The organism is Pseudoalteromonas sp. ASV78, assembly GCF_047806705.1.
In the GTDB taxonomy this organism is placed as follows: Bacteria; Pseudomonadota; Gammaproteobacteria; order Enterobacterales; family Alteromonadaceae; genus Pseudoalteromonas; species Pseudoalteromonas prydzensis_A.
In genome coordinates this window covers 3,544,312-3,564,074 of sequence record NZ_JBLOPA010000001.1, presented here as the reverse complement: position 1 = coordinate 3,564,074, position 19,763 = coordinate 3,544,312, and the positions used below count along the sequence as shown (strand labels likewise).

The window sequence follows — 19,763 nt, the reverse complement described above, 5'->3', positions numbered from 1 at the left end:
ACCTAGGGCCTAGAAGCTAGGACCTAGGTTCTAGGCTATTAACTACTTCTACGTTTGATATTTGCACCCAATGCACTGAGTTTATCTTCAATACGTTGATAACCACGGTCAACATGGTAAATACGATCAACAACCGTCTCACCTTGTGCCACAATCCCAGTTAAAATTAAGCTAGCTGAAGCACGTAAGTCTGTTGCCATCACCTGTGCACCAGTTAGGCTTTTAGTGTCACCACAGATAGCGGTATTGCCTTCTAAACGAATATTAGCACCCATACGCTGTAACTCAGGCACATGCATAAAGCGATTTTCAAAAATCGTTTCTGTGATTGTCGCACTGCCATTAGCCACCACATTTAACGCGGTAAACTGGGCTTGCATATCGGTAGGGAAACCTGGGTGTGGCATAGTTTTGATATTAACAGCTTTAAGCTCACGGCCACGCATATCAAGGTAAATACTGTCATCATGTACTTCAATCAAGGCATTACTTGCACGTAGCTTTTCAATGACTGGCTCAAGGCTGTGAAAATCAGTAAGTTTACATAGCACTTCACCGCCAGCCATCGCGGCTGCGACTAAGAAAGTACCGGTTTCAATACGATCAGGTAAAATGCGGTGCTCACAACCGTGTAGTTTTTCAACACCTTCAATTTCAATACGACTGCTACCGGCACCAGTAATTTTTGCCCCCATCGCGGTTAAACACACGGCTAAATCAATAATTTCGGGTTCACGAGCGGCATTTTCTAATACGGTTTTGCCGTCAGCCAAGGTTGCGGCCATCAATAAATTTTCGGTCGCACCTACGCTGACCATTTCCATATATATTTCAGCGCCTTTTAAACGCCCGTCAACTTTGGCATTGATATACCCATTTTCAACGCTTATAACCGCGCCCATGCGCTCTAAACCTTGAATGTGAATATCAACAGGCCGTGCGCCAATTGCACAGCCGCCAGGCAGCGATACTTGCGCTTGACCAAAACGCGCAACTAATGGCCCTAAGGCTAATACCGATGCCCGCATTTGCTTCACAAGCTCATAAGGGGCAAGTGTTTTATCCACTTTGCCACCATCAATAACGAGCTGGTCACCATGCCATTGGATTTCTGCACCTAGGGTTTTTAACAACGCTTCTGTGGTGCCAATATCACGTAGGCGAGGCACATTGCTAAAGGTACTTTTACCGTCAGCTAATAATGAAGCAAATAAAATCGGCAGTGCAGCATTTTTAGCGCCTGAAATTGTGACTTCACCGGCAAGTCCGGTTCCACCCTGAATTACAAATTGATCCATGAGGAAACCTTTTTATTGAGGTAAAATGAATTTTTGCTCGCGCTTCCACTCGGTCGGCGTAAAAGCTTTAATCGACACTGCATGGATGGTGCCGTCAGAAATAGTGTTCATCAACGGCCCATAAACTAGCTGTTGTTTTTTGACACGGCTCAAGCCATCAAAGCAATCACCAACAGCGATGACTTCATAATGGCTACCGTTGGCTTTTACATGTACTTCAGCTAATTGTAGCTCGTCGCGTAATAAGGTTTCGACCTGGCTTGTTTCCATAACTCTCACTCAAATAGGTTGGTAACCTGTCCCAATTGCATTAATTTTTGCAATTGCTCAGGAATATTTTGCAACTCAAGGTGAATACCTTGCTGCTTTAATTCTGCGAAAGAGTGAATTAACCAAGCTAAGCCCGCTGTGTCAACCCTAGACACCTCAGAAAGGTCAAAATACCAAGTTTTATGGTCACTTTGTGGTTTTTTATTCAGAAGTCGTTCAGCAGAAATTGAATTTCGAGTCAATTCACCACTGACTCGATATTGCTGTTCGTCAAGCTGAGTAACCGTTACTTTACTCATTACCGCCTTCGCCTCTAAATTGCACTGGTAACTTACTTTTCTGTTCAAGTAGGTTACTTACATGGTCAATGCCTTGTTGGCGTAAAATGCCTTGGAATTCACTTTGCTTGGCATCTAATAAACTAATACCTTCAGCAACCATGTCATAAGCACGCCATTCACCACTGCGGTCTGCGCGTACTTTAAAATCAATTTTAATTTCCGGCTTGCCCGGCTCGACGATTTTGGTTTTTACTAACACTAAATCTTGTCCGGCAAACTCTTTACTTGGCCCAAACTCTACTTGTTGGTTGGTGTATTGCGTAAACACACCGGCATAGGTTGCGATTAAGTATTCTTGAAACACATCAATAAAGCGCTTAATGTCTTCCACGGCTTGTTTTTGCTCGGCAGGATCTTTAATCGCACGTACTTTTGATACATGACTACCTAACACCCGCAGTGCAGCATATTTATAATCAATATACGGCATCAACTCTTCTTTGACGATCACTCGTAAATGCTCTTTATCTTTTTCAATTAAAGGCTGATCACGGGTAATACGCTGAAAAGTATTATCTGAAACTTGGCGGACCATTTTGTATGGGTCAGTTAAATCGACCGCATCGCTTGCTACACTGATTGCGCTGAAAGTAAGCGCCACTACCATTAAAAATTGTTTAAACATAATTAGTTACTCGCCGCCTTGATTGAATAAAAACTGCCCGATTAATTCTTCAAGCACCAATGCTGATTTAGTGTCGGTGATATAGTCGCCATCATTTAAGGCTTTGCTTTCAACACCGAATAACTCATCTAGGCCTAAATCTTTATCATCACTGGTTACTGCTACGCCAAAACAAGCTTGCTCAGCTGATTTTGGGGCGATCACAGGGTTAATACCTAGATACTGCTCACCTAAAATACCTGAGGTCAAAATTGACACTGAGCTGGTATCTGAAAAACGACATTGATATTGTGCATCAATGGTCATATCAACAACAGGCACAAATTCTTGTGGGTGAATTGAAATAGCCTCAACTCGGCCCACCACAACGCCACCCACTTTGATTGGTGCGCGTGCTTTTAACGAGCCAATGTTTTCAAACTTAGCTTTCAATAAATACGTTTCGCCATTGCCGCTGATCCCTGCGTTGGCAACTTTTAACGCCAACATTGCAAATGCCGCGATACCTAACGCAACAAAAAAACCAACTAAAATTTCTAATTTCCGTGAATTCATTTTTTATACCTTTATTAGCTGGTAAACATTACCGCTGTCAAAATAAAATCAAACCCTAAAACAGCCAAAGAAGAGTGCACTACCGTCTCTGTTGTTGCTTTACTGATCCCTTCAGAGGTCGGTATACAATCATAACCTTTATAAAGCGCTATCCATGTAACAACGATGGCAAAGACAAAACTTTTGATCATACCATTTAAAATATCTTGCTGGAATGACACCTGCGACTGCATGATTGACCAAAAGCTGCCTGTATCTACGCCCAACCAATCAACGCCAACCAAGTGAGCACCAATGATTGCAACGGCTGAAAATATCAATGCTAGCAATGGCATGCTGATAAAGCCCGCCCAAAATCGCGGTGCAATAATACGTTTAAGTGGATCAATCGCCATCATTTCAAGGCTAGATAACTGCTCAGTGGCTTTCATTAAACCAATTTCAGCAGTCAGCGCACTCCCTGCTCGTCCGGCAAATAATAACGCCGTAACAACTGGGCCTAACTCGCGCAATAAACTCAATGCCACCAATGGCCCTAAACTATCTTCAGCGCCATAACCAACTAATACGGTGTAGCCTTGCAACGCCAATACCATACCAATAAATAAGCCCGACACCATGATAATCAACAGTGACTGTGAGCCGACCATATATAATTGACGTATTAAAAGCGGCGTGCCTTTTCTGAAGTTAGGAACATTCCACAGTGCGCCAACCAGCATCTGAGTAGAGCGACCAAGCGCAGCAAAACGTCCTAACGTTTTATGACCTAGCATTTGCAAAAAGTCTAACATTAGCGGCGCCCTCCCAGTAATTCTTGCTGGTAAGGTGGTGCAGGAAAATGAAATGGCACTGGACCATCTGATAATCCTTTTAAGAATTGCTGCACCAGCGGCGATTCATGATGACGCATTTCATCCGCTGTACCGCTACCAATAACACCTTGATCGGCGATAATAATAACGTGATCGGCAATGCTCATTACTTCGCTCACATCATGGGTCACAATCAGCGACGACAAACCCAATACTTGATTAAGTGACTTAATCAATTTAACCAACACCCCCATCGAAATCGGGTCTTGGCCTGCAAACGGTTCATCATACATAATTAATTCAGGATCAAGTGCAATAGAGCGTGCCAATGCAGCACGACGCGCCATTCCGCCTGACAGCTCCGAAGGCATTAAATCCTGAGCACCACGTAGGCCAACGGCTTGTAATTTCATTAGCACCACAAGACGAATTAAATCTTCACTGAGACGAGTATGTTCACGCAGCGGAAAAGCGATATTGTCAAACACTGACATATCGGTAAATAATGCGCCGCTTTGGAATAACATACTCATTTTGGTACGCGCTGCATAAAGCTCTTTACGCGACATAGTTGGAATGTTGTTACCTTCGAATAATATAGTGCCGCTATCTGGTTTTAACTGACCACCAATTAAACGCAACATGGTGGTTTTACCAATTCCGCTTGGTCCCATAATTGCCGTGATTTTCCCTTTCGGAACGCTAAAGCTCATATTTTTATATATGCTGCGATTGCCTCGAGAAAAGCTTACATCCTTGATTTCTACTATTGGTTGCGACAAGTCGCTCTCCATTACTATTTTCACTAGTTCTCCTATTTTAAGCGTTTTTACAGCAAGATGGAAAAAACAAATCGTAAAATTTTGTAATATTCTATGTAATAACAAGCAAAACCTTACAGCAGTAGGCTTAACAGACGCTTAAATAATTTTTTCTAGGCTAACAATAACGACTTACGAACAAGTTGACCTGATTCTTTTATTTATACTTTCAGGTTGGCTTTTGTTACTATTTGCAGCCATCTCATTTTGAATAATTGGCGTAACATAATGGTGACTTCTTTTGTCATTTTAATTCTCGGGTTTGCAGCCCTCGTTTGGAGTGCGGATCGCTTTGTCTACGGCGCAGCTGCGCTAGCAAAAAATTTCGGTGTCCCTACACTTATTGTCGGTTTAACAGTTGTTGCTATGGGCTCGTCAGCCCCTGAAATGATGGTATCAGCATCAGCCGCCCTTGCTGGCAAAACCGACACAGCAGTGGGTAATGCAGTTGGCTCAAATATCACTAATATTTTACTCGTTTTAGGTATCACCGCGCTATTGCGCCCGCTAACCGTATCATCAATGACCTTAAAGCGCGAAATGCCGCTGGTGCTGTTAGTATCAGTCGCCGCTTGGTATATATTTTCTGATAACTACTTTTCATTTGCTGAAGGCGTTGCATTAATCATTGGCTTTGTGGTCTTTATTGCCGGCTTAGTTATTATTTCTATTCGCGCTAAAAACCAAGCTGATGACCCTTTTGTAAGCGAAGCCTGTGACGATGTACCAGATAACGTGCCAACCAAATCGGCTTTATTTTGGCTAGTCATCGGCATGGTGTTACTGCCTATCAGCTCTCACTTTTTAGTTGGCTCAGCCGTTGATATTGCCAAATTTTTTGGTTTAAGTGATCTGGTTATTGGCTTAACCATTATTGCTATTGGTACAAGCCTACCTGAACTTGCCGCCTGCATTGCAGGGGTATTGAAAAATGAAGATGATTTAGCACTGGGTAATATTGTTGGCTCAAATATTTTTAACATATTAGCGGTATTACCACTGGCTGGTATTATCAACCCATCAATTATTGATCCATCAGCGGCAAACCGTGATGCCTTAATAATGATTGCTGCCACCATAGCATTGATTGCTATGTCTTTGAGTTTTAGAGGCACAAGACGCATTAATCGAGTTGAAGGTGGCCTGTTATTGGTCGCGTTTTTAGTCTATCAAGGTTATATTTTCAACCAAGTTGCTTAATGCTACCCAAAAAATGGATAACACTATGACGCAGTTAAATTTTATTGAACAAGGTAAGCGGGTACTCGATATCGAGCGCCAAGCACTGACTGAGATAGCCCAATACCTCGACGAAAACTTTAATCGAGCTTGCCAGTTAATGTATCAATGTCATGGCAGGGTCATTGTAGTGGGTATGGGAAAATCCGGTCATATCGGCAATAAGATTGCTGCAACATTGGCAAGTACAGGTACTCCTGCGTTTTTTGTTCACCCTGGCGAAGCAAGTCACGGCGATTTAGGCATGATCACCCGCGATGATGTGGTCATGCTACTATCAAACTCAGGTGAAACCAGCGAAGTACTTAATATTATTCCAGTCATTAAACGCATTGGCGCAAAAATGATTGCCATGACAGGTAACCCAGCATCATCAATGGCAAAATGGGCAGACGCTCATGTGTGCATTAAAGTGAGCCAAGAAGCCTGCCCATTAGGGCTTGCACCAACGGCAAGCACCACAGCCACACTTGCGATGGGCGATGCGATGGCAGTTGCCCTGCTAGAGACTCGTGGTTTTACCGCCGATGACTTTGCACTCTCACACCCAGGTGGCAGCTTAGGTAAACGCTTACTGCTATGCTTAAAAGATATTATGCACAGTGGTACTGCAACACCTATCATTAATGACAAGCAGTGTATCAAAGACGCGTTAATTGAAATGTCTGCCAAAGGATTAGGTATGACGGCCATTGTTGATGATAACAAGCAACTTGCGGGGTTATTTACTGACGGTGATTTACGCCGTATTTTAGAGCAACGAGTTGATATTCATAGTACTTTGATAAGCACTGTAATGACTCGCACTTGTACCACAGCAACCGCAGATATGCTCGCCGCCGAGGCACTTAACATTATGGAAAATAAGCGTATCAACGGCTTAATTGTGATTGATGATGAGCAACGCCCTATTGGTGCACTGAACATGCAGGATTTGCTAAAAGCAGGAGTTTTATAATGCAGTTTGCTGATTTATACCAGCCGCTTGGTGACGATGCACGCAGCCGTGCACAGAAAATTAAACTGCTTATTTGCGACATCGATGGCGTATTCTCAGATGGCCGTATTTACCTAGGCAACCAAGGTGAAGAACTAAAAGCGTTTAATACCAAAGACGGCTTTGGTATTAAAGCGTTGATCAACAGTGGTTTTGAAGTAGCCGTGATCACCGGTCGTCATTCACAGATAGTTCAGCAACGAATGACTAGCCTGACTGTACCGCACATTTATCAAGGCCAAGAAAACAAGTTGCAAGCTTATCAACAGCTCAAGGATAAACTGCAGTTAACTGATCAGCAAATTGCCTACATTGGTGACGATGGGCCTGATCTGCCGGTCATGGAGTTAGTGGGATTTGCAGTGGCAGTAAACGATGCCCATCCACTGATCAAGCGTATTTCACACTATACAACCATGCTACCTGGTGGCTTTGGTGCCGTGCGTGAGTTAACTGATTTACTGATGCTCGAAAATGGTAAATCGTTAACCTGCGAAGGGACTAGCTCATGAATAGTGCGCGTTTAATATTATGCGTACTGTTCGTCGCTTGTATGGTGTGGCTGTGGTTCCCCTATTTTAATCAACCTGCAACCACAGTACAAAACCAAGAAGATATCATAGCAAAACCTGATTACACGGCGGTGGCATTAAAACAAACCGCATTTGATGAACAAGGTAAGATTAGCCACAAAGTAACCGCTGCAAAAATGGAGCTCTATCAACAGTTAGGCTTCACTTACTTTGAGCAACCTATTTTTACTTTATATAATCAACAACAAACGTGGCAAATTAATGCAAACGAAGCCACCTTATATGAAAATCATCAATTAATTTTAGAAGGCAATGTGGTGGCTAAAAACCTGACCAACAATGCCATGATTGAACATATAAATGCAGACAACATTCAGGTTGATATTGAGCTGCAAACCATGAGTTCTGAACAACCAGTAGAATTGATCGGACCAAATTTAAAGATCACTGGGCGCGGCCTGCATGCCGACTTAAAAGCCGAAGTGGTAGAACTAATTAACCATACGCGAACCATATATTATGACCAATAAATTTGCTCACTTGCTTGTTATACCAAGCTTATTCATGGCCTTTTCAAGCTTTGCAGAGACTGCCTCACCGCCTGCGAACCAAGTATCGATCAGTGCAGACAAACAACTTGCACAACTGAAAGATAATATCGGTATTTTTGAAAAGAACGTTGAGATCATTCATGGTAACCGTCGTATCAAAGCTGACCGCCTTGAAGTACACAAACGTGAAGACTTAGGCGATAATAAACAACTGCTTGTAGCGACTGGCAACCCAGCTTATTTTGAAGAAAAACAAGCTGATGGCACGATCATGAGCGCCAGTGCTGAAGAAGTTCGTTACGACGTTGCAAAGCGCTACTTAACCTTAATTGGTGACGCACAGGTTACTCAAGCAGGGCAAAAAATTAATGCTAAAAGTATTACCTACGACATGGATCAACAACTGATCAGTGCCGAAAAAGGCGCAAGCTCAGACGATCGCGTACACACTATACTCGTGCCAGTAGACAGTAAAAAAATCAAATCTAAAGGCCAACCATGAGTACATTAAAAGCTGAATTTTTAGCGAAAAGCTACAAAGGTCGCCAAGTTGTCAAAAGTGTTGGTTTAGAAGTAACCGCTGGCAGCATTGTTGGTTTACTTGGCCCAAATGGCGCAGGTAAAACCACCACCTTTTATATGATTGTAGGCTTAGTGCCTAGCGACAAAGGCAAAATCAGTATTGATGATAATGACATTACCCTACTGCCAATGCATAGCCGCGCCCGCTTAGGAATTGGTTACTTGCCTCAGGAGTCATCAATATTTCGTAAGTTGACTGTATATCAAAATCTTATGGCGATTTTAGAAACCCGCAAAGAGCTAAAAAAGCAAGCCAGAGAAGAAGCCCTCGACAGCTTACTTGATGAGTTTAGCATTCAACATATTCGCGACAGCCAAGGTATGGCGCTATCAGGCGGTGAACGCCGACGCGTTGAAATTGCGCGCGCTTTAGCTGCAAATCCAAAATTTATCTTGCTAGACGAGCCTTTTGCTGGCGTTGATCCAATTTCAGTGTTAGATATAAAGAAGATTATTGAACACCTTAAAAACCGTGGTATTGGCGTACTTATTACCGACCACAATGTACGAGAAACCCTTGATGTTTGCGAAAAAGCCTACATAGTTTCTCATGGCGAGTTAATTGCTTCAGGCACACCTGAGCATGTACTCGCCGACCAAACAGTTCGCGATGTTTACCTAGGTGAGCAATTTAGGCTATAAAGCCACACTTAGCTAAGCATCTGCTAAACTTAACAATGACAATAATAAAAGGATTGTTAGAGATACATGAGGCAATCACTCCAGCTGCGCATGGGCCAGCAACTTACAATGACACCGCAACTGCAGCAAGCGATTCGCTTATTGCAGCTCAGTACATTGGATCTCCAGCAAGAAATTCAAGAAGCGCTAGATAGCAATCCGTTGTTAGAACTAGAAGAACATGAATATTCAGAAGATACGGCTGGCAAAAACGAACAAAAACAAGATAACGATGACTTAACTGTCAGTGCCTCAGCGGACGACAAGCCTAGTGAATACGAACAAGAAAGCAGTGAAGCGTTAAGTAAAGAAACACTCAGTGACGAAATGGCCATGGACGTCACTTGGGATGAATACATGAGTGCAGCGCCAAACAGCTCATCAGGCCCAATGCCTGAAGATGAATCTATTTATCAAGGCGCCTCAACAGAGACCTTGCATGAGTATTTAATGTGGCAGCTACAACTGACTCCGTTTAGTCCAACCGATGAAGCAATAGCCATTGCGATTGTTGAAGCCGTTGACGACTCAGGTATTTTAACCCTCAGCTGTGAAGACCTTGTAGAGAGTTTAAATCAAGGCAACAGCGAAGAAGAAATCGAACTTGACGAAGTGCAAGCAGTGTTAAAGCGCATTCAGTTATTTGACCCAGTTGGCATTGCCGCACGCAGTTTACAAGAATGTTTATGTATTCAATTAAATCAATTTGATCCCGCAACGCCTTGGATTAGCGAGACAAAAATGATTTTAACGGATCATATCGATTTATTAGCTAGTCGCGACTATCGCACTTTGATGAAAAAGACTAAGCTTAAGGAAGAAGAACTAAAAGAAGTCATGACACTGATCCACAGTCTCAATCCAAAGCCTGCGGATACCATAGTACGGGAAGAGTCAGAATACGTTATTCCTGACGTATCAGTGAAAAAAATTAAAGGCCGCTGGGTGGTTGAGCTTAATCCAGACAGCATGCCAAAAATTAGAGTGAACAGCCAATATGCGGCCATGTCACGCTCAGTAAAATCGAGCACTGACAGCCAATTTATTCGTTCGCATCTGCAAGAAGCTAAGTGGTTTATAAAAAGCCTAGAAAGTCGCAATGATACATTACTCAAAGTAACTAACTGCATTGTTAAACAGCAGCAAGGGTTCTTTGAACATGGCCCTGAAGCCATGCGACCTATGGTGCTAAATGACGTTGCTGAAATGGTTGAAATGCATGAGTCGACAATTTCTCGGGTAACAACCCAAAAATACATGCATACTCCGCGTGGTATTTTTGAGTTAAAGTATTTTTTCTCAAGCCATGTAAGCACTGAGAATGGCGGCGAATGCTCATCTACCGCGATTCGAGCATTGATCAGAAAACTGATTAGCGCAGAAAACTCAGCGAAACCATTGAGTGATAGTAAAATTGCAGATATATTGGCAGAGCAAGGTATCAAAGTAGCTAGACGGACTATTGCAAAATACCGCGAGTCACTGGCTATTCCACCGTCAAATCAAAGAAAGAGTTTGATTTAAGGCGTAAAATCAAAAAAGGAAAATGCTTATGCAACTAAATTTAACTGGTCGTCACGTAGAAATTACTGATTCATTAAGAGACTATGTAAACAATAAGTTTGCGAAGCTTGAGAGGCATTTTGATCACATCAACAATGTCCATGTTATTCTTGACGTAGAAAAGCTAAGCCAAAAAGCAGAAGCCACAATACATGTCAGTGGCGCTGAACTATTTGCCTCAACTGAGCACCAAGACATGTACGCAGCCATTGACGGACTAATCGACAAACTTGACCGTCAAGTAATCAAACACAAAGAGAAACACGCTCGACACTAATACTATGAAATTAAGCTCACTTATTTGCCAGGACTGCAGCAAAGCTGCGGTCCTTTTTAATAGCAAAAAACGGATCATTGAATTTATCAGCCAATTGGCTCATGAACAACTTCCCCAGCTATCGCAACAAGAAATCCTCGATGCATTACTCGCTAGAGAAAAACTAGGTAGTACAGGCATTGGCCGTGGTATTGCGATTCCTCATGGTCGTATGGCGGGTATTGAAAACCCACTAGCGATAATTTTAGTGAGTGAATCACCAATTGATTTTGATGCGATTGATAATCGTCCAGTGGATCTATTTATCGCCCTCATCGTACCAGATGGTGATAGCCAACTTCATTTGAAGACGTTAGCCACAATTGCTGATAAACTTAACGACAAAGATTTTTGCAAACAATTACGTAGCGCAAAAACGGACCAAGATTTGTATCACGTTATTGTTGAGCAGTCGTAGTCATACCAATTGCATTGCATTACTGATCTATTATTGCGACAGGAAAATAGCGCTATAACAAGGCGGAAATTATGACATATAGTTGCGCTATATAAATAATTTCTGACAAAGTTAGTGAGTTATTTAACAAGCTAGAATGATCATGTTTTTAATAAAATTGGTATTAAATGAAGGAGAATTTACATGGAGTTAATCATCATCAGTGGCCGCTCTGGCTCAGGTAAATCTGTTGCCCTGCGCGTAGTCGAAGATCTTGGCTATTATTGTGTTGATAATATCCCTGTCAACTTATTACCTTCATTAGTGCGTAGTGTTTCTGATAATTACGACAAAATTGCAGTCAGCATAGATGTGCGTAATTTACCCAAGGAACAAGAAGAATTTAACGATATTCTTGAATATTTGCCAGGTTTTGCAAATCCGACATTATTTTATTTAGACAGTGACGATCAAACGCTGATCAAGCGTTTTTCTGAAACCCGTCGCTTACACCCATTATCTTTGGATTCTTTGCCGCTTGATTTAGCCATCAAACAAGAAAAAGTATTACTTGATGTATTAACGACCCGAGCCGACTTTATACTGGATACCACCGACCTCAGCGTCCACCAGCTTGCAGAGTCAATCCGTGAAAAAATTCTAGGTAAAAAAGACAAAAAACTAATTATCACCTTTGAATCATTTGGTTTTAAGCATGGCATTCCAAAAGAAGCCGATTACGTATTTGATGCGCGGTTTTTACCAAACCCACATTGGGAGCCTGAGTTAAAGCCACTTACAGGCCTTGATCAGCCAGTAAAAGATTATTTAGCCAGCCACAGTATCGTGCAAAAATTCACTTGGCAGATCCAAACCTTTGTACAAACGTGGTTACCGCACTTAGAGCGTAATAATCGTAGTTACCTCACGATTGCAATTGGCTGTACCGGTGGCCAACATCGCTCCGTTTATTTAGCCCAAACCATTGGTGAAAGCTTTTCAATGAGCCACAGCAATGTAAAGATTCGCCACCGCGAGCAAGAATAACAACTCTCGTTTACAGTAAGGAATATTGATGCGCTTAGAAGATACATTTTTGATAAAAAACAAACTTGGATTACATGCCCGCGCAGCCACTGTATTAGCACAATTAGCCGTGCAGTTTGATGCCAGTATCACGCTTTATCAAGATGATAAACAAGCCGCTGGCGATAGCGTACTGGGCCTAATGTTATTAGAAAGCAGCCAAGGCAAAGAAGTTAAAGTAGTGTGTGAAGGTCCAGACGCAGAGCCCGCTCTTGCTGCCATTGGTGCACTAATCGAACAACGCTTTAACGAACAAGAATAGCTCGTAGTCAGTACCACTAAATTGCGTTAAACTGAACAAGCTGCTGATCTAAGCTATCAGCCTAGTTAGTTATCAAAATCTACCCCACCCATTAAATTGTATTAATTATTTAAGGACGCCAATGCCAGAAGCTTTTGAACAAGATTACCCACTACAACAACTAAAACAAGTGACCAAGTCACTTAACAGTGGTCAATTTGTTCAAGTCAGGCGTATGTTGGCAAAAACGGCTCCGTGTGACACTGCGTTACTACTGGAATCATCTCCGCATAAAATTCGTACCTTACTATGGCAGCTCGTTGATCCAGATGTACAAGGTGACGTACTCGAAGAGCTTTCTGAAGATGTTCGCTTAGGGATCATCGCCCAAATGGAACCGGAGCACATTGCTGCGGCGACCGAGGACATGAGCCACGATGATTTAGGGGAAGTATTACGTAGCTTACCTGACACCGTCTACCAAGACGTTGTCAGTGCCATGGACAGTCAAGACCGCGAGCGTGCAACCCAAGCACTCTCTTATCAAGAGCGCTCTGCTGGCGCGCTGATGAATACCGATACGGTAACCATCCGCCCAGATGTTACCATTGACGTGGTGCTGCGCTACTTGCGTTTGCGTGGCGAACTACCAGAGGGTACCGATGACCTTTATGTGGTTGATAAACATAACTGCTTTTTAGGCGCAATGTCGCTCACCACCTTACTCACCAACTCGCCAGATAAAATTATTCGCGAATTAATGGATGAAGATTGTGAATCAATCCCTATTTCGATGGATGAGAGTGAAGTCGCGCAATTATTCGAACGCCATAACTGGATATCTGCCCCAGTTGTCGATGATAACGATCATCTGCTAGGTCGGATCACCATCGATGATATCGTTGACGTTATCCGTGAAGATGCAGAGCACAGCTTATTAAGCTTAGCAGGTCTTGATGATGAAGAAGATACCTTTGCACCGGTATTAAAAAGCTCCAAAAAACGCTCTGTTTGGCTTGGTGTTAACTTATTAACCGCGTTGCTCGCCGCAATTGTGGCAAGTTTCTTTGAAAATACCTTAGCGATTCTACCTATTCTTGCGGTCCTCAATGGTATTGTGCCATCAATGGGTGGTGTAGCAGGTAGCCAAACATTAACACTAGTAATACGTGGTATTGCGGTAGGTCATATAAACCAAACTAACCAACGCTTTTTACTAATAAAAGAGCTGGCGATCGGCGCTATAAATGGCATGGTATGGTCAATTTTAATTGCCGGTGTTGTTGCACTGTGGCAATGGGACTTTAAACTCGGCGGCGTACTCGCTTTTGCAATGTTTATGAATTTAGTCGCAGCAGGTGTCGCCGGCGCAAGTATCCCACTGATCTTGAAGAAAATGAAAATTGACCCCGCGTTAGCTGGCAGCGTAGTACTTACCACCATCACAGATATTGTTGGCATATTCGCCTTCCTCGGCACCGCCACCTGGTTGTTAGTGTAGATAGGAATAGAGGTTCTAGGTTCTAGGTTCTAGGTTCTAGGTTCTAGGTTCTAGGTTCTAGGTTCTAGCACGTAGAAAATGGCTTTAGCCATGAATGGTATGAATTTGCGCGGCATAAAGCCGCGCCTACGCAAACCCCAACACCAATGCAAAGCCCGTAGGCGGAATTACTTGACCACAGCACCTCGCGCAGCTCTTAGCATTTAATCTTGATTAACTATTGGTTGGAATATTCTTCGGTGGGATTGTAAGTGTATGTTATTAATGAAATAACAAAATACACTTATAATTTTGATATATAACATCCTAGCAAAATCCTTCTAGTATTTGATATTTATATACTCTGATATTTATATACTCTGATATTTAAAGCCCATTCCTTGCTGTTTTTACCTCGCTCTTTGATGCGCTATTCATTAGCTCCTTCCATTGTTGTGCCGTCCAAAGTGGCTTTGCGCTTTTTACGATCCCTTGTTGGTTTTTCCTTAATACGTTATCCATAATGTTACTCCTTGCCATCTATTGGCTGTTCATCCTTGTTATATTTAATACTGTGACTCTAACGACGTGCGATTATATAAATCGCGTGGATCAGACCAGGAAAGTAGTCTAATAGAGTTAGTAAAATATTAATCCAAAACTGAGCACCTAAACCAACTTGTAAAAATACACCAAGTGGTGGAATAAGCACTGAAAATATAATTCGTATTAAATCCATGACTATCACTCCCTGAAATTTGTATAAGAAAGCCCAGTATAACTGGGCATTCGTGGCTTATAGATTATTCAGCTACAATAGTTAAGTTATCAACTACATCGCGAACATCTTCAGCATTTTTAGCAATTTTCACCGCGAGCTGTTTTTCAGCATCAGAACCAACAGTACCACTTAGCGTTACCACACCTTTATCAGTATCTACGTCAATATCGGTACCACCAACTTCAGAGTTGAACAAGAATCGAGTCGTGATAACGGTAGTAATTTTAGCGTCAGTTAAGTCACTTTCAGTACTATCAGACTTCATCTTCTTGTTTTTTGTATCTACATTTTTAACGACAGTTAGTTCGTTATCAACACTAGTTACACCATCAAGACTTAAGATAAGCTCTTCAGCTAGCTCTTTATCTAAATCGCTATCAACTTTACCGGTAAGCACTACCTTGCCATTTTTTACATCAGTGTTAATGTCAAAGTTGTTTAGATTTGTGTTCATTAGAAGAACTGTTTCTGCCTTACCATCAATCCAAGCATCTTTACTTTCATTTTCCCAGCTACTTGCTTGAGCACCCATTGCCGTAGTAGCAAGAACTAACGCTGCAACCATAGATTTGTTAAATGTTTTCATAATCTTTCTCCTTTTGATTAAAGACAGTATAGTTAATGCGAACATCAGACCAACTTTTAAACCATTTAAAATCAAAAGGTTAAAATTAATTATATATAAAACCAGTTGTAGTCTTGGTAATTATTTACAGACTGATCGGTAATTTATGCTGGTCGTTGCAAAATTAACCATTTAATAGCATTATTCGTTAATCTGTCGTTAATATAACAAACACAGCTAACGAAAATAAAATTAATGCATTGATTATTAAGGCAATTAATAATGGCCTAAGCTTTGCTTTAACTATTGCAGTACTGAGTAATCGTAAAATACACCAACTGCATCACTTACAAGGAATACACCATGACTGTAAAACTAGAAGATCGTCCAATTGAGCAAGTCCGTGAACAAGTTATTGATCAATTAATTTATAACTACAGTCATGCAGTTATTTCAGCCGAGGCTTTTGAGCGTCGCTTAGACCAAGCGATGGAAGCGCAAGATAACCAAAGCTTAATTGATTTGGTCAGTGATCTTGAACTAACAACAGATAGTAGTTACCAGTGGGAAAAACGTGCGCAATTTAGCCCAAACTATAGTAATAAGAGCAGCGATGAAACATTACATCTACGTAGTATCTTGGGATCAAACGAGCGCAGTGGGCAATGGGTAGTGCCAAAAGAAATTCACCTTACTAACTTACTTGGTGCTATTGAACTTGATTTTACTGATGCTATATTTCAACATCAAAATATCACCCTCCATGTTAATTGCTTGCTTGGCAGTGATCAAATTTACGTACCAGAGCACGTAAATGTCGTATCAAAACTATTCAGTATTATTGGCAGTGTTGAAAACACATCAGTGTCGCTAAATAAGCAGCAAGGGCCAACAATAACCATTGAAGGCAAAGTTGTATTAGGTTCAGTAGAAATTAAAATCAAGCGTACCATTAAGGAAAAGTTTGTCTCCTTCGCCAACAGCCTAAAAACCAGCTGGCAAGAGATGAATAAACATTAATGATAAAACAAAGTCAAAGCTTAGCACCCATAGGCGTTAAGCTTGCTGACGCACAAACTAATGTCATAAATCATTATTACGCTCATTGGGAATGTCACTTAAATACTCAACAAACTCAATTTCAAACCCAGCTGGGTCAATAAAATACACATTTTTTCGAAATGGGTTTTCCGCGCCTGGCTTATCAATACTGTAGCCAGCACTTTCTAAACGCAAAATGACCGCTGCAATATTATTGGTAACATAGGCAAAATGCGCCAAACCAATTTGATGCCCAGTTAAATCACGATTGCGTTGTTCACCATTATCACTCAATGCTAAATACTGATAGTCATCGCCAAAGTGTAACCATTTTCGCGGTTTACCATGCCATGAGCCTTCACCCTGGCTTCTTATCGACCAGTGCGGGAAAGCCGCCTTATAAAAGTGCAACATAGCTTCAACATCATCAACTACCAAGTTCACGTGCTCTAAATACATAACAAAATTCCTTTATTTGAGTAATTAAAAGCACAATAAAACCTCAAGCAAAGTTGAGGTAAAGTGTTTTATAAAAAATTAACACACCGGATGCAAACCACGTAGGAAATAGCTTTAGCCATGAATTTTTAAACCGCGCGACATAAACCCGCACCTATAAACATTTTGCACAAAGAGAAAACAATGAGGGTAAATGAGAAACCAAAAAATGAACATTTTATTTTTTCAGACTAAAGCCCGACCTACAAAAGCATATCCCCTAGAGCACCTTTAACCTTTCCCGCTGATGCGCGGCATAAAGCCCCGTCTACGTAACCCCTAACACCCATGCTAACCCCGTAAGCGCGAGTTTACCTCGCGCAGCTTATGACTTACGGCTTATCGTTTAAAGCTTCAATCAGCTTCCCGCTACTTGCATTTGTTCAATCAATACCGAACCGGTTTGAATACCACCGCGGCGCTCTATGTCGCCCCCGATGCCGCTAATACCTTTAAACATATCTTGTAGTTTGCCAGCAATGGTAATTTCGCTTACAGGATATTGTATTTCACCATTCTCAACCCAAAAACCAGCAGCACCGCGGGAATAATCACCCGTTACGGTATTAACCCCTTGGCCCATTAATTCAGTAACTAATAAACCCGTGCCCATTGTTTTGAGTAAAGCAGACAAATCGGCATGAGTTTGTGCAACTAACCAGTTATGAATACCACCAGCATGGCCGGTTGGCATCATATTCATTTTACGCGCTGCGTAGCTCGCTAATAAATATGTTTGTAGCTCGCCGCCTTGAATGATTTCGCGGTCGATGGTTTTCACCCCTTCACTGTCAAATGGTGACGACGCTAAACCTTTTAAAATGTGCGGACGCTCTGCAATATTAACGCAGTCATTGAACACTTGCGTGCCAATACTATCCAGCAAAAAGCTCGATTTACGATACAGCGCACCACCACCTATTGCAGACACCAAGTGACCAAACAAGGAATTAGCTATATCAGCGCGAAAAACAACGGGCACTTTCATAGTACCTAACTTTTGGCTATTAAGCTTAGCAAGGGTTTCGCTAGCCGCTTCGAGGCCAACCGCTGCCGCGTCTTTTAAGCCGGCTTGATCACGCGCAACCGTGTAGGCTGAGTCTCGCTGCATTTGCTCGCCATCTTTACCAATCACCATAGTGCTAATACTGTGGCGCGTGCGCGGGTAGCCGGTAATTAAACCATGGCTATTGCCATACACGCGTAAACCTTGATGCGATGAAAAACTTACGCCGTCTGAATTTACAATGCGTGGATCAGCGTTAAGCGCTGCTTGCTCCGCCGCATGACACAACTCAATACCTTGTTCAGGACTAACATCCCAGGGGTGATATAAATCTAAATCAAGCGGGGCAAACTCAAGTAGGTCTTTATCGGCGACGCCATTATGTGGATCATCTGAAGTAAATTTGGCAATATCAATGGCCTTTTCAACCACTGTGCGTAATGTTTTCGGATTTAGATCAGCCGTTGATGCTGAGCCTTTATGATTACCAACATAGACGCTGATCCCTAAACCGCCATCTTGGTTAAATTCGATTGTTTCGACTTCTCCCATGCGAGTACTGACAGATAAACCTGAGGTACTCGACATAGCCGCTTCAGCACCCGTAGCGCCGAGTTTTTTAGCGTGTTCTAAAACTTCTGCAACGGCATCTTTAATTTGAGAAATTTGAGTGTAAATAGGATCTTGCTGTTGGCTTTTCATCTTTTTAGTCCTGAGCTTGGAGCGTTTTGCGGGCGCAATCATAATACTTAAATGCTAACACACTCACTGCATTGCATCAGCTAATATTAATCATTAATTAAATGGCGTATAATGACTGCAGTTAACGTTATCATATGAGTACCCCATGGCGAAGAAAAAAGGCAAGCCTGCTGAAATTGAAGAAGAAATTATCTATATATCAAAAAGTGAGCTAAAGCGCGAAGCGCAAGAGTTTCATCAGTTAGGTGCTGAAATTGCCAAAATGGGGAAAAAACAGCGTGAACGCTTACCCTTAAATGACGATTTAAAAGCGGCAATGGTTGTTGCTGACAAAATCAGTAACAAAAGTGATGCATATCGTCGTCACTTAAATTACATCGCAAAAACATTGCGAACTGTGGAAAATATCGAAGAGATCAACGCTATTATCGACATTATGCTTAATAAAAATAATCAAGCTGAAGTGATGATTAAAAAGATTGAGCAACTGCGTGATGATTTAATTGCCCAAGGTGATGATTTGGTAAACCAAACCGTAGAGCAACACCCGGCCATTGATCGTCAAAAATTACGACAATTAATTCGTAATGCTGCAAAAGAAGTGAAAATTGAAAAGCCAGCTAAAGGCTACAAAGAGCTATTTCAATACCTTAAAGAAAGCATCATGCGCTAAACTACATTTAATGTGAGCCTATATACAGTCTGGGTATCAACACCCGCTATTTATAGGCAATTACCGTTTATTGCTGAGTAACCTCTTCAACGTGTCCTCAGCATCA

26 protein-coding genes are annotated in these 19,763 nt (G+C 41.9%); 14 read left to right on the top strand and 12 right to left on the bottom strand.

Annotated features, from left to right (window positions below; genetic code table 11):
• Positions 1-38: 38 nt before the first annotated feature.
• The 7 genes from murA to mlaF are packed head-to-tail and all read right to left on the bottom strand — an operon-like array spanning position 39 to position 4,698.
• Positions 39-1,298: a UDP-N-acetylglucosamine 1-carboxyvinyltransferase gene (gene murA, locus ACMVDV_RS16215; RefSeq protein ID WP_416158806.1), complete on the bottom strand. Its 1,260-nt coding sequence runs from the start codon at positions 1,296-1,298 to the stop codon at positions 39-41.
• Between the two features lie 12 nt (positions 1,299-1,310).
• Positions 1,311-1,568 carry a BolA family protein gene (locus ACMVDV_RS16210; protein ID WP_064667830.1) on the bottom strand — a complete coding sequence of 86 codons (258 nt, stop codon included), beginning with the start codon at positions 1,566-1,568 and terminating at the stop codon, positions 1,311-1,313.
• Positions 1,569-1,573: 5 nt separating this feature from the next.
• Positions 1,574-1,867 carry an STAS domain-containing protein gene (locus tag ACMVDV_RS16205; RefSeq protein ID WP_416158805.1) on the bottom strand — a complete coding sequence of 98 codons (294 nt, stop codon included), beginning with the start codon at positions 1,865-1,867 and terminating at the stop codon, positions 1,574-1,576.
• On the bottom strand, positions 1,860-2,534 hold the full coding sequence (locus ACMVDV_RS16200; RefSeq protein ID WP_304181737.1) for an MlaC/ttg2D family ABC transporter substrate-binding protein: 675 nt from the start codon (positions 2,532-2,534) through the stop codon (positions 1,860-1,862). Before ACMVDV_RS16200 ends, ACMVDV_RS16205 begins: the two co-directional genes overlap by 8 nt.
• A gap of 6 nt (positions 2,535-2,540) precedes the next feature.
• A complete protein-coding gene (gene mlaD, locus ACMVDV_RS16195; protein ID WP_304181735.1) occupies positions 2,541-3,089 on the bottom strand; it encodes an outer membrane lipid asymmetry maintenance protein MlaD in 549 nt (182 codons plus the stop codon).
• A gap of 14 nt (positions 3,090-3,103) precedes the next feature.
• Positions 3,104-3,883 (bottom strand): lipid asymmetry maintenance ABC transporter permease subunit MlaE, encoded by a 780-nt coding sequence (mlaE, locus tag ACMVDV_RS16190; protein WP_416158804.1) that lies wholly within the window; start codon positions 3,881-3,883, stop codon positions 3,104-3,106.
• Positions 3,883-4,698: a phospholipid ABC transporter ATP-binding protein MlaF gene (gene mlaF, locus ACMVDV_RS16185; protein ID WP_416159107.1), complete on the bottom strand. Its 816-nt coding sequence runs from the start codon at positions 4,696-4,698 to the stop codon at positions 3,883-3,885. Before mlaF ends, mlaE begins: the two co-directional genes overlap by 1 nt.
• 255 nt (positions 4,699-4,953) lie before the next feature.
• On the opposite strand from mlaF, the gene ACMVDV_RS16180 reads away from it, so the two are divergent.
• The 12 genes from ACMVDV_RS16180 (at position 4,954) to mgtE (ending at position 14,412) form a co-directional block, all read left to right on the top strand.
• Complete coding sequence (locus ACMVDV_RS16180; protein ID WP_304181730.1) at positions 4,954-5,925, top strand: calcium/sodium antiporter; 972 nt, start codon at positions 4,954-4,956, stop codon at positions 5,923-5,925.
• A gap of 25 nt (positions 5,926-5,950) precedes the next feature.
• Positions 5,951-6,922, top strand: coding sequence for a KpsF/GutQ family sugar-phosphate isomerase (locus ACMVDV_RS16175; protein ID WP_304181726.1), 972 nt, complete (start codon positions 5,951-5,953; stop codon positions 6,920-6,922).
• Positions 6,922-7,473 carry a 3-deoxy-manno-octulosonate-8-phosphatase KdsC gene (gene kdsC / locus ACMVDV_RS16170; protein ID WP_304181723.1) on the top strand — a complete coding sequence of 184 codons (552 nt, stop codon included), beginning with the start codon at positions 6,922-6,924 and terminating at the stop codon, positions 7,471-7,473. Before ACMVDV_RS16175 ends, kdsC begins: the two co-directional genes overlap by 1 nt.
• Positions 7,470-8,024 (top strand): LPS export ABC transporter periplasmic protein LptC, encoded by a 555-nt coding sequence (gene lptC / locus ACMVDV_RS16165; RefSeq protein ID WP_304181722.1) that lies wholly within the window; start codon positions 7,470-7,472, stop codon positions 8,022-8,024. The genes kdsC and lptC overlap by 4 nt, the downstream gene beginning before the upstream one ends.
• On the top strand, positions 8,014-8,547 hold the full coding sequence (gene lptA / locus ACMVDV_RS16160; RefSeq protein ID WP_304181720.1) for a lipopolysaccharide transport periplasmic protein LptA: 534 nt from the start codon (positions 8,014-8,016) through the stop codon (positions 8,545-8,547). The genes lptC and lptA overlap by 11 nt, the downstream gene beginning before the upstream one ends.
• Positions 8,544-9,269: an LPS export ABC transporter ATP-binding protein gene (gene lptB / locus ACMVDV_RS16155; RefSeq protein WP_416158803.1), complete on the top strand. Its 726-nt coding sequence runs from the start codon at positions 8,544-8,546 to the stop codon at positions 9,267-9,269. Before lptA ends, lptB begins: the two co-directional genes overlap by 4 nt.
• Before the next feature lie 66 nt (positions 9,270-9,335).
• Positions 9,336-10,832, top strand: coding sequence for an RNA polymerase factor sigma-54 (locus tag ACMVDV_RS16150; RefSeq protein WP_416158802.1), 1,497 nt, complete (start codon positions 9,336-9,338; stop codon positions 10,830-10,832).
• Between the two features lie 28 nt (positions 10,833-10,860).
• Positions 10,861-11,148, top strand: a complete 288-nt coding sequence (gene hpf / locus ACMVDV_RS16145; protein ID WP_016710074.1) for a ribosome hibernation promoting factor — start codon at positions 10,861-10,863, stop codon at positions 11,146-11,148.
• A gap of 4 nt (positions 11,149-11,152) precedes the next feature.
• Complete coding sequence (gene ptsN, locus ACMVDV_RS16140; RefSeq protein WP_416158801.1) at positions 11,153-11,605, top strand: PTS IIA-like nitrogen regulatory protein PtsN; 453 nt, start codon at positions 11,153-11,155, stop codon at positions 11,603-11,605.
• Between the two features lie 183 nt (positions 11,606-11,788).
• Positions 11,789-12,631 (top strand): RNase adapter RapZ, encoded by an 843-nt coding sequence (gene rapZ / locus ACMVDV_RS16135; RefSeq protein ID WP_304182741.1) that lies wholly within the window; start codon positions 11,789-11,791, stop codon positions 12,629-12,631.
• Between the two features lie 28 nt (positions 12,632-12,659).
• Positions 12,660-12,932: an HPr family phosphocarrier protein gene (locus tag ACMVDV_RS16130; protein WP_304182742.1), complete on the top strand. Its 273-nt coding sequence runs from the start codon at positions 12,660-12,662 to the stop codon at positions 12,930-12,932.
• Between the two features lie 121 nt (positions 12,933-13,053).
• Positions 13,054-14,412, top strand: a complete 1,359-nt coding sequence (mgtE, locus tag ACMVDV_RS16125) for a magnesium transporter (RefSeq protein WP_416158800.1) — start codon at positions 13,054-13,056, stop codon at positions 14,410-14,412.
• Positions 14,413-14,778: 366 nt separating this feature from the next.
• Here the strand turns inward: mgtE and ACMVDV_RS16120 are convergent, their stop codons facing one another.
• The 3 genes from ACMVDV_RS16120 to ACMVDV_RS16110 all read right to left on the bottom strand — a co-directional run bounded on the left by ACMVDV_RS16120 (position 14,779) and on the right by ACMVDV_RS16110 (position 15,758).
• Positions 14,779-14,913: a hypothetical protein gene (locus ACMVDV_RS16120; protein WP_304182745.1), complete on the bottom strand. Its 135-nt coding sequence runs from the start codon at positions 14,911-14,913 to the stop codon at positions 14,779-14,781.
• Between the two features lie 58 nt (positions 14,914-14,971).
• The gene (locus ACMVDV_RS16115; RefSeq protein ID WP_416158799.1) at positions 14,972-15,130 is read right to left on the bottom strand and encodes a YqaE/Pmp3 family membrane protein; all 159 of its coding nucleotides are present in this window, start codon (positions 15,128-15,130) and stop codon (positions 14,972-14,974) included.
• A gap of 64 nt (positions 15,131-15,194) precedes the next feature.
• A complete protein-coding gene (locus tag ACMVDV_RS16110; RefSeq protein WP_416158798.1) occupies positions 15,195-15,758 on the bottom strand; it encodes a BON domain-containing protein in 564 nt (187 codons plus the stop codon).
• A 342-nt stretch (positions 15,759-16,100) separates the two neighbouring features.
• Here ACMVDV_RS16110 and ACMVDV_RS16105 point away from each other — a divergent pair, with 342 nt between their 5' ends.
• Positions 16,101-16,757, top strand: coding sequence for a LiaF domain-containing protein (locus ACMVDV_RS16105; protein WP_416158797.1), 657 nt, complete (start codon positions 16,101-16,103; stop codon positions 16,755-16,757).
• A 63-nt stretch (positions 16,758-16,820) separates the two neighbouring features.
• Here ACMVDV_RS16105 and ACMVDV_RS16100 read toward each other — a convergent pair whose 3' ends face one another.
• Together ACMVDV_RS16100 and pmbA are read right to left on the bottom strand one after the other, a co-directional pair.
• On the bottom strand, positions 16,821-17,237 hold the full coding sequence (locus ACMVDV_RS16100) for a VOC family protein (RefSeq protein ID WP_416158796.1): 417 nt from the start codon (positions 17,235-17,237) through the stop codon (positions 16,821-16,823).
• Positions 17,238-17,634: 397 nt separating this feature from the next.
• A complete protein-coding gene (gene pmbA, locus ACMVDV_RS16095) occupies positions 17,635-18,984 on the bottom strand; it encodes a metalloprotease PmbA (RefSeq protein WP_416158795.1) in 1,350 nt (449 codons plus the stop codon).
• A 145-nt stretch (positions 18,985-19,129) separates the two neighbouring features.
• Between pmbA and yjgA the strand changes: the two genes are divergently transcribed.
• Positions 19,130-19,657, top strand: a complete 528-nt coding sequence (gene yjgA, locus ACMVDV_RS16090; RefSeq protein ID WP_304182753.1) for a ribosome biogenesis factor YjgA — start codon at positions 19,130-19,132, stop codon at positions 19,655-19,657.
• Positions 19,658-19,763 lie beyond the last annotated feature (106 nt).

Coding starts and splice junctions, on each gene's coding strand:
- murA (WP_416158806.1), bottom strand. CDS start 1,298: ATGGATCAATTTGTAATTCAGGGTGGAACCGGACTTGCCGGTGAAGTC.
- ACMVDV_RS16210 (WP_064667830.1), bottom strand. CDS start 1,568: ATGGAAACAAGCCAGGTCGAAACCTTATTACGCGACGAGCTACAATTA.
- ACMVDV_RS16205 (WP_416158805.1), bottom strand. CDS start 1,867: ATGAGTAAAGTAACGGTTACTCAGCTTGACGAACAGCAATATCGAGTC.
- ACMVDV_RS16200 (WP_304181737.1), bottom strand. CDS start 2,534: ATGTTTAAACAATTTTTAATGGTAGTGGCGCTTACTTTCAGCGCAATC.
- mlaD (WP_304181735.1), bottom strand. CDS start 3,089: ATGAATTCACGGAAATTAGAAATTTTAGTTGGTTTTTTTGTTGCGTTA.
- mlaE (WP_416158804.1), bottom strand. CDS start 3,883: ATGTTAGACTTTTTGCAAATGCTAGGTCATAAAACGTTAGGACGTTTT.
- mlaF (WP_416159107.1), bottom strand. CDS start 4,698: ATGGAGAGCGACTTGTCGCAACCAATAGTAGAAATCAAGGATGTAAGC.
- ACMVDV_RS16180 (WP_304181730.1), top strand. CDS start 4,954: ATGGTGACTTCTTTTGTCATTTTAATTCTCGGGTTTGCAGCCCTCGTT.
- ACMVDV_RS16175 (WP_304181726.1), top strand. CDS start 5,951: ATGACGCAGTTAAATTTTATTGAACAAGGTAAGCGGGTACTCGATATC.
- kdsC (WP_304181723.1), top strand. CDS start 6,922: ATGCAGTTTGCTGATTTATACCAGCCGCTTGGTGACGATGCACGCAGC.
- lptC (WP_304181722.1), top strand. CDS start 7,470: ATGAATAGTGCGCGTTTAATATTATGCGTACTGTTCGTCGCTTGTATG.
- lptA (WP_304181720.1), top strand. CDS start 8,014: ATGACCAATAAATTTGCTCACTTGCTTGTTATACCAAGCTTATTCATG.
- lptB (WP_416158803.1), top strand. CDS start 8,544: ATGAGTACATTAAAAGCTGAATTTTTAGCGAAAAGCTACAAAGGTCGC.
- ACMVDV_RS16150 (WP_416158802.1), top strand. CDS start 9,336: ATGAGGCAATCACTCCAGCTGCGCATGGGCCAGCAACTTACAATGACA.
- hpf (WP_016710074.1), top strand. CDS start 10,861: ATGCAACTAAATTTAACTGGTCGTCACGTAGAAATTACTGATTCATTA.
- ptsN (WP_416158801.1), top strand. CDS start 11,153: ATGAAATTAAGCTCACTTATTTGCCAGGACTGCAGCAAAGCTGCGGTC.
- rapZ (WP_304182741.1), top strand. CDS start 11,789: ATGGAGTTAATCATCATCAGTGGCCGCTCTGGCTCAGGTAAATCTGTT.
- ACMVDV_RS16130 (WP_304182742.1), top strand. CDS start 12,660: ATGCGCTTAGAAGATACATTTTTGATAAAAAACAAACTTGGATTACAT.
- mgtE (WP_416158800.1), top strand. CDS start 13,054: ATGCCAGAAGCTTTTGAACAAGATTACCCACTACAACAACTAAAACAA.
- ACMVDV_RS16120 (WP_304182745.1), bottom strand. CDS start 14,913: ATGGATAACGTATTAAGGAAAAACCAACAAGGGATCGTAAAAAGCGCA.
- ACMVDV_RS16115 (WP_416158799.1), bottom strand. CDS start 15,130: ATGGATTTAATACGAATTATATTTTCAGTGCTTATTCCACCACTTGGT.
- ACMVDV_RS16110 (WP_416158798.1), bottom strand. CDS start 15,758: ATGAAAACATTTAACAAATCTATGGTTGCAGCGTTAGTTCTTGCTACT.
- ACMVDV_RS16105 (WP_416158797.1), top strand. CDS start 16,101: ATGACTGTAAAACTAGAAGATCGTCCAATTGAGCAAGTCCGTGAACAA.
- ACMVDV_RS16100 (WP_416158796.1), bottom strand. CDS start 17,237: ATGTATTTAGAGCACGTGAACTTGGTAGTTGATGATGTTGAAGCTATG.
- pmbA (WP_416158795.1), bottom strand. CDS start 18,984: ATGAAAAGCCAACAGCAAGATCCTATTTACACTCAAATTTCTCAAATT.
- yjgA (WP_304182753.1), top strand. CDS start 19,130: ATGGCGAAGAAAAAAGGCAAGCCTGCTGAAATTGAAGAAGAAATTATC.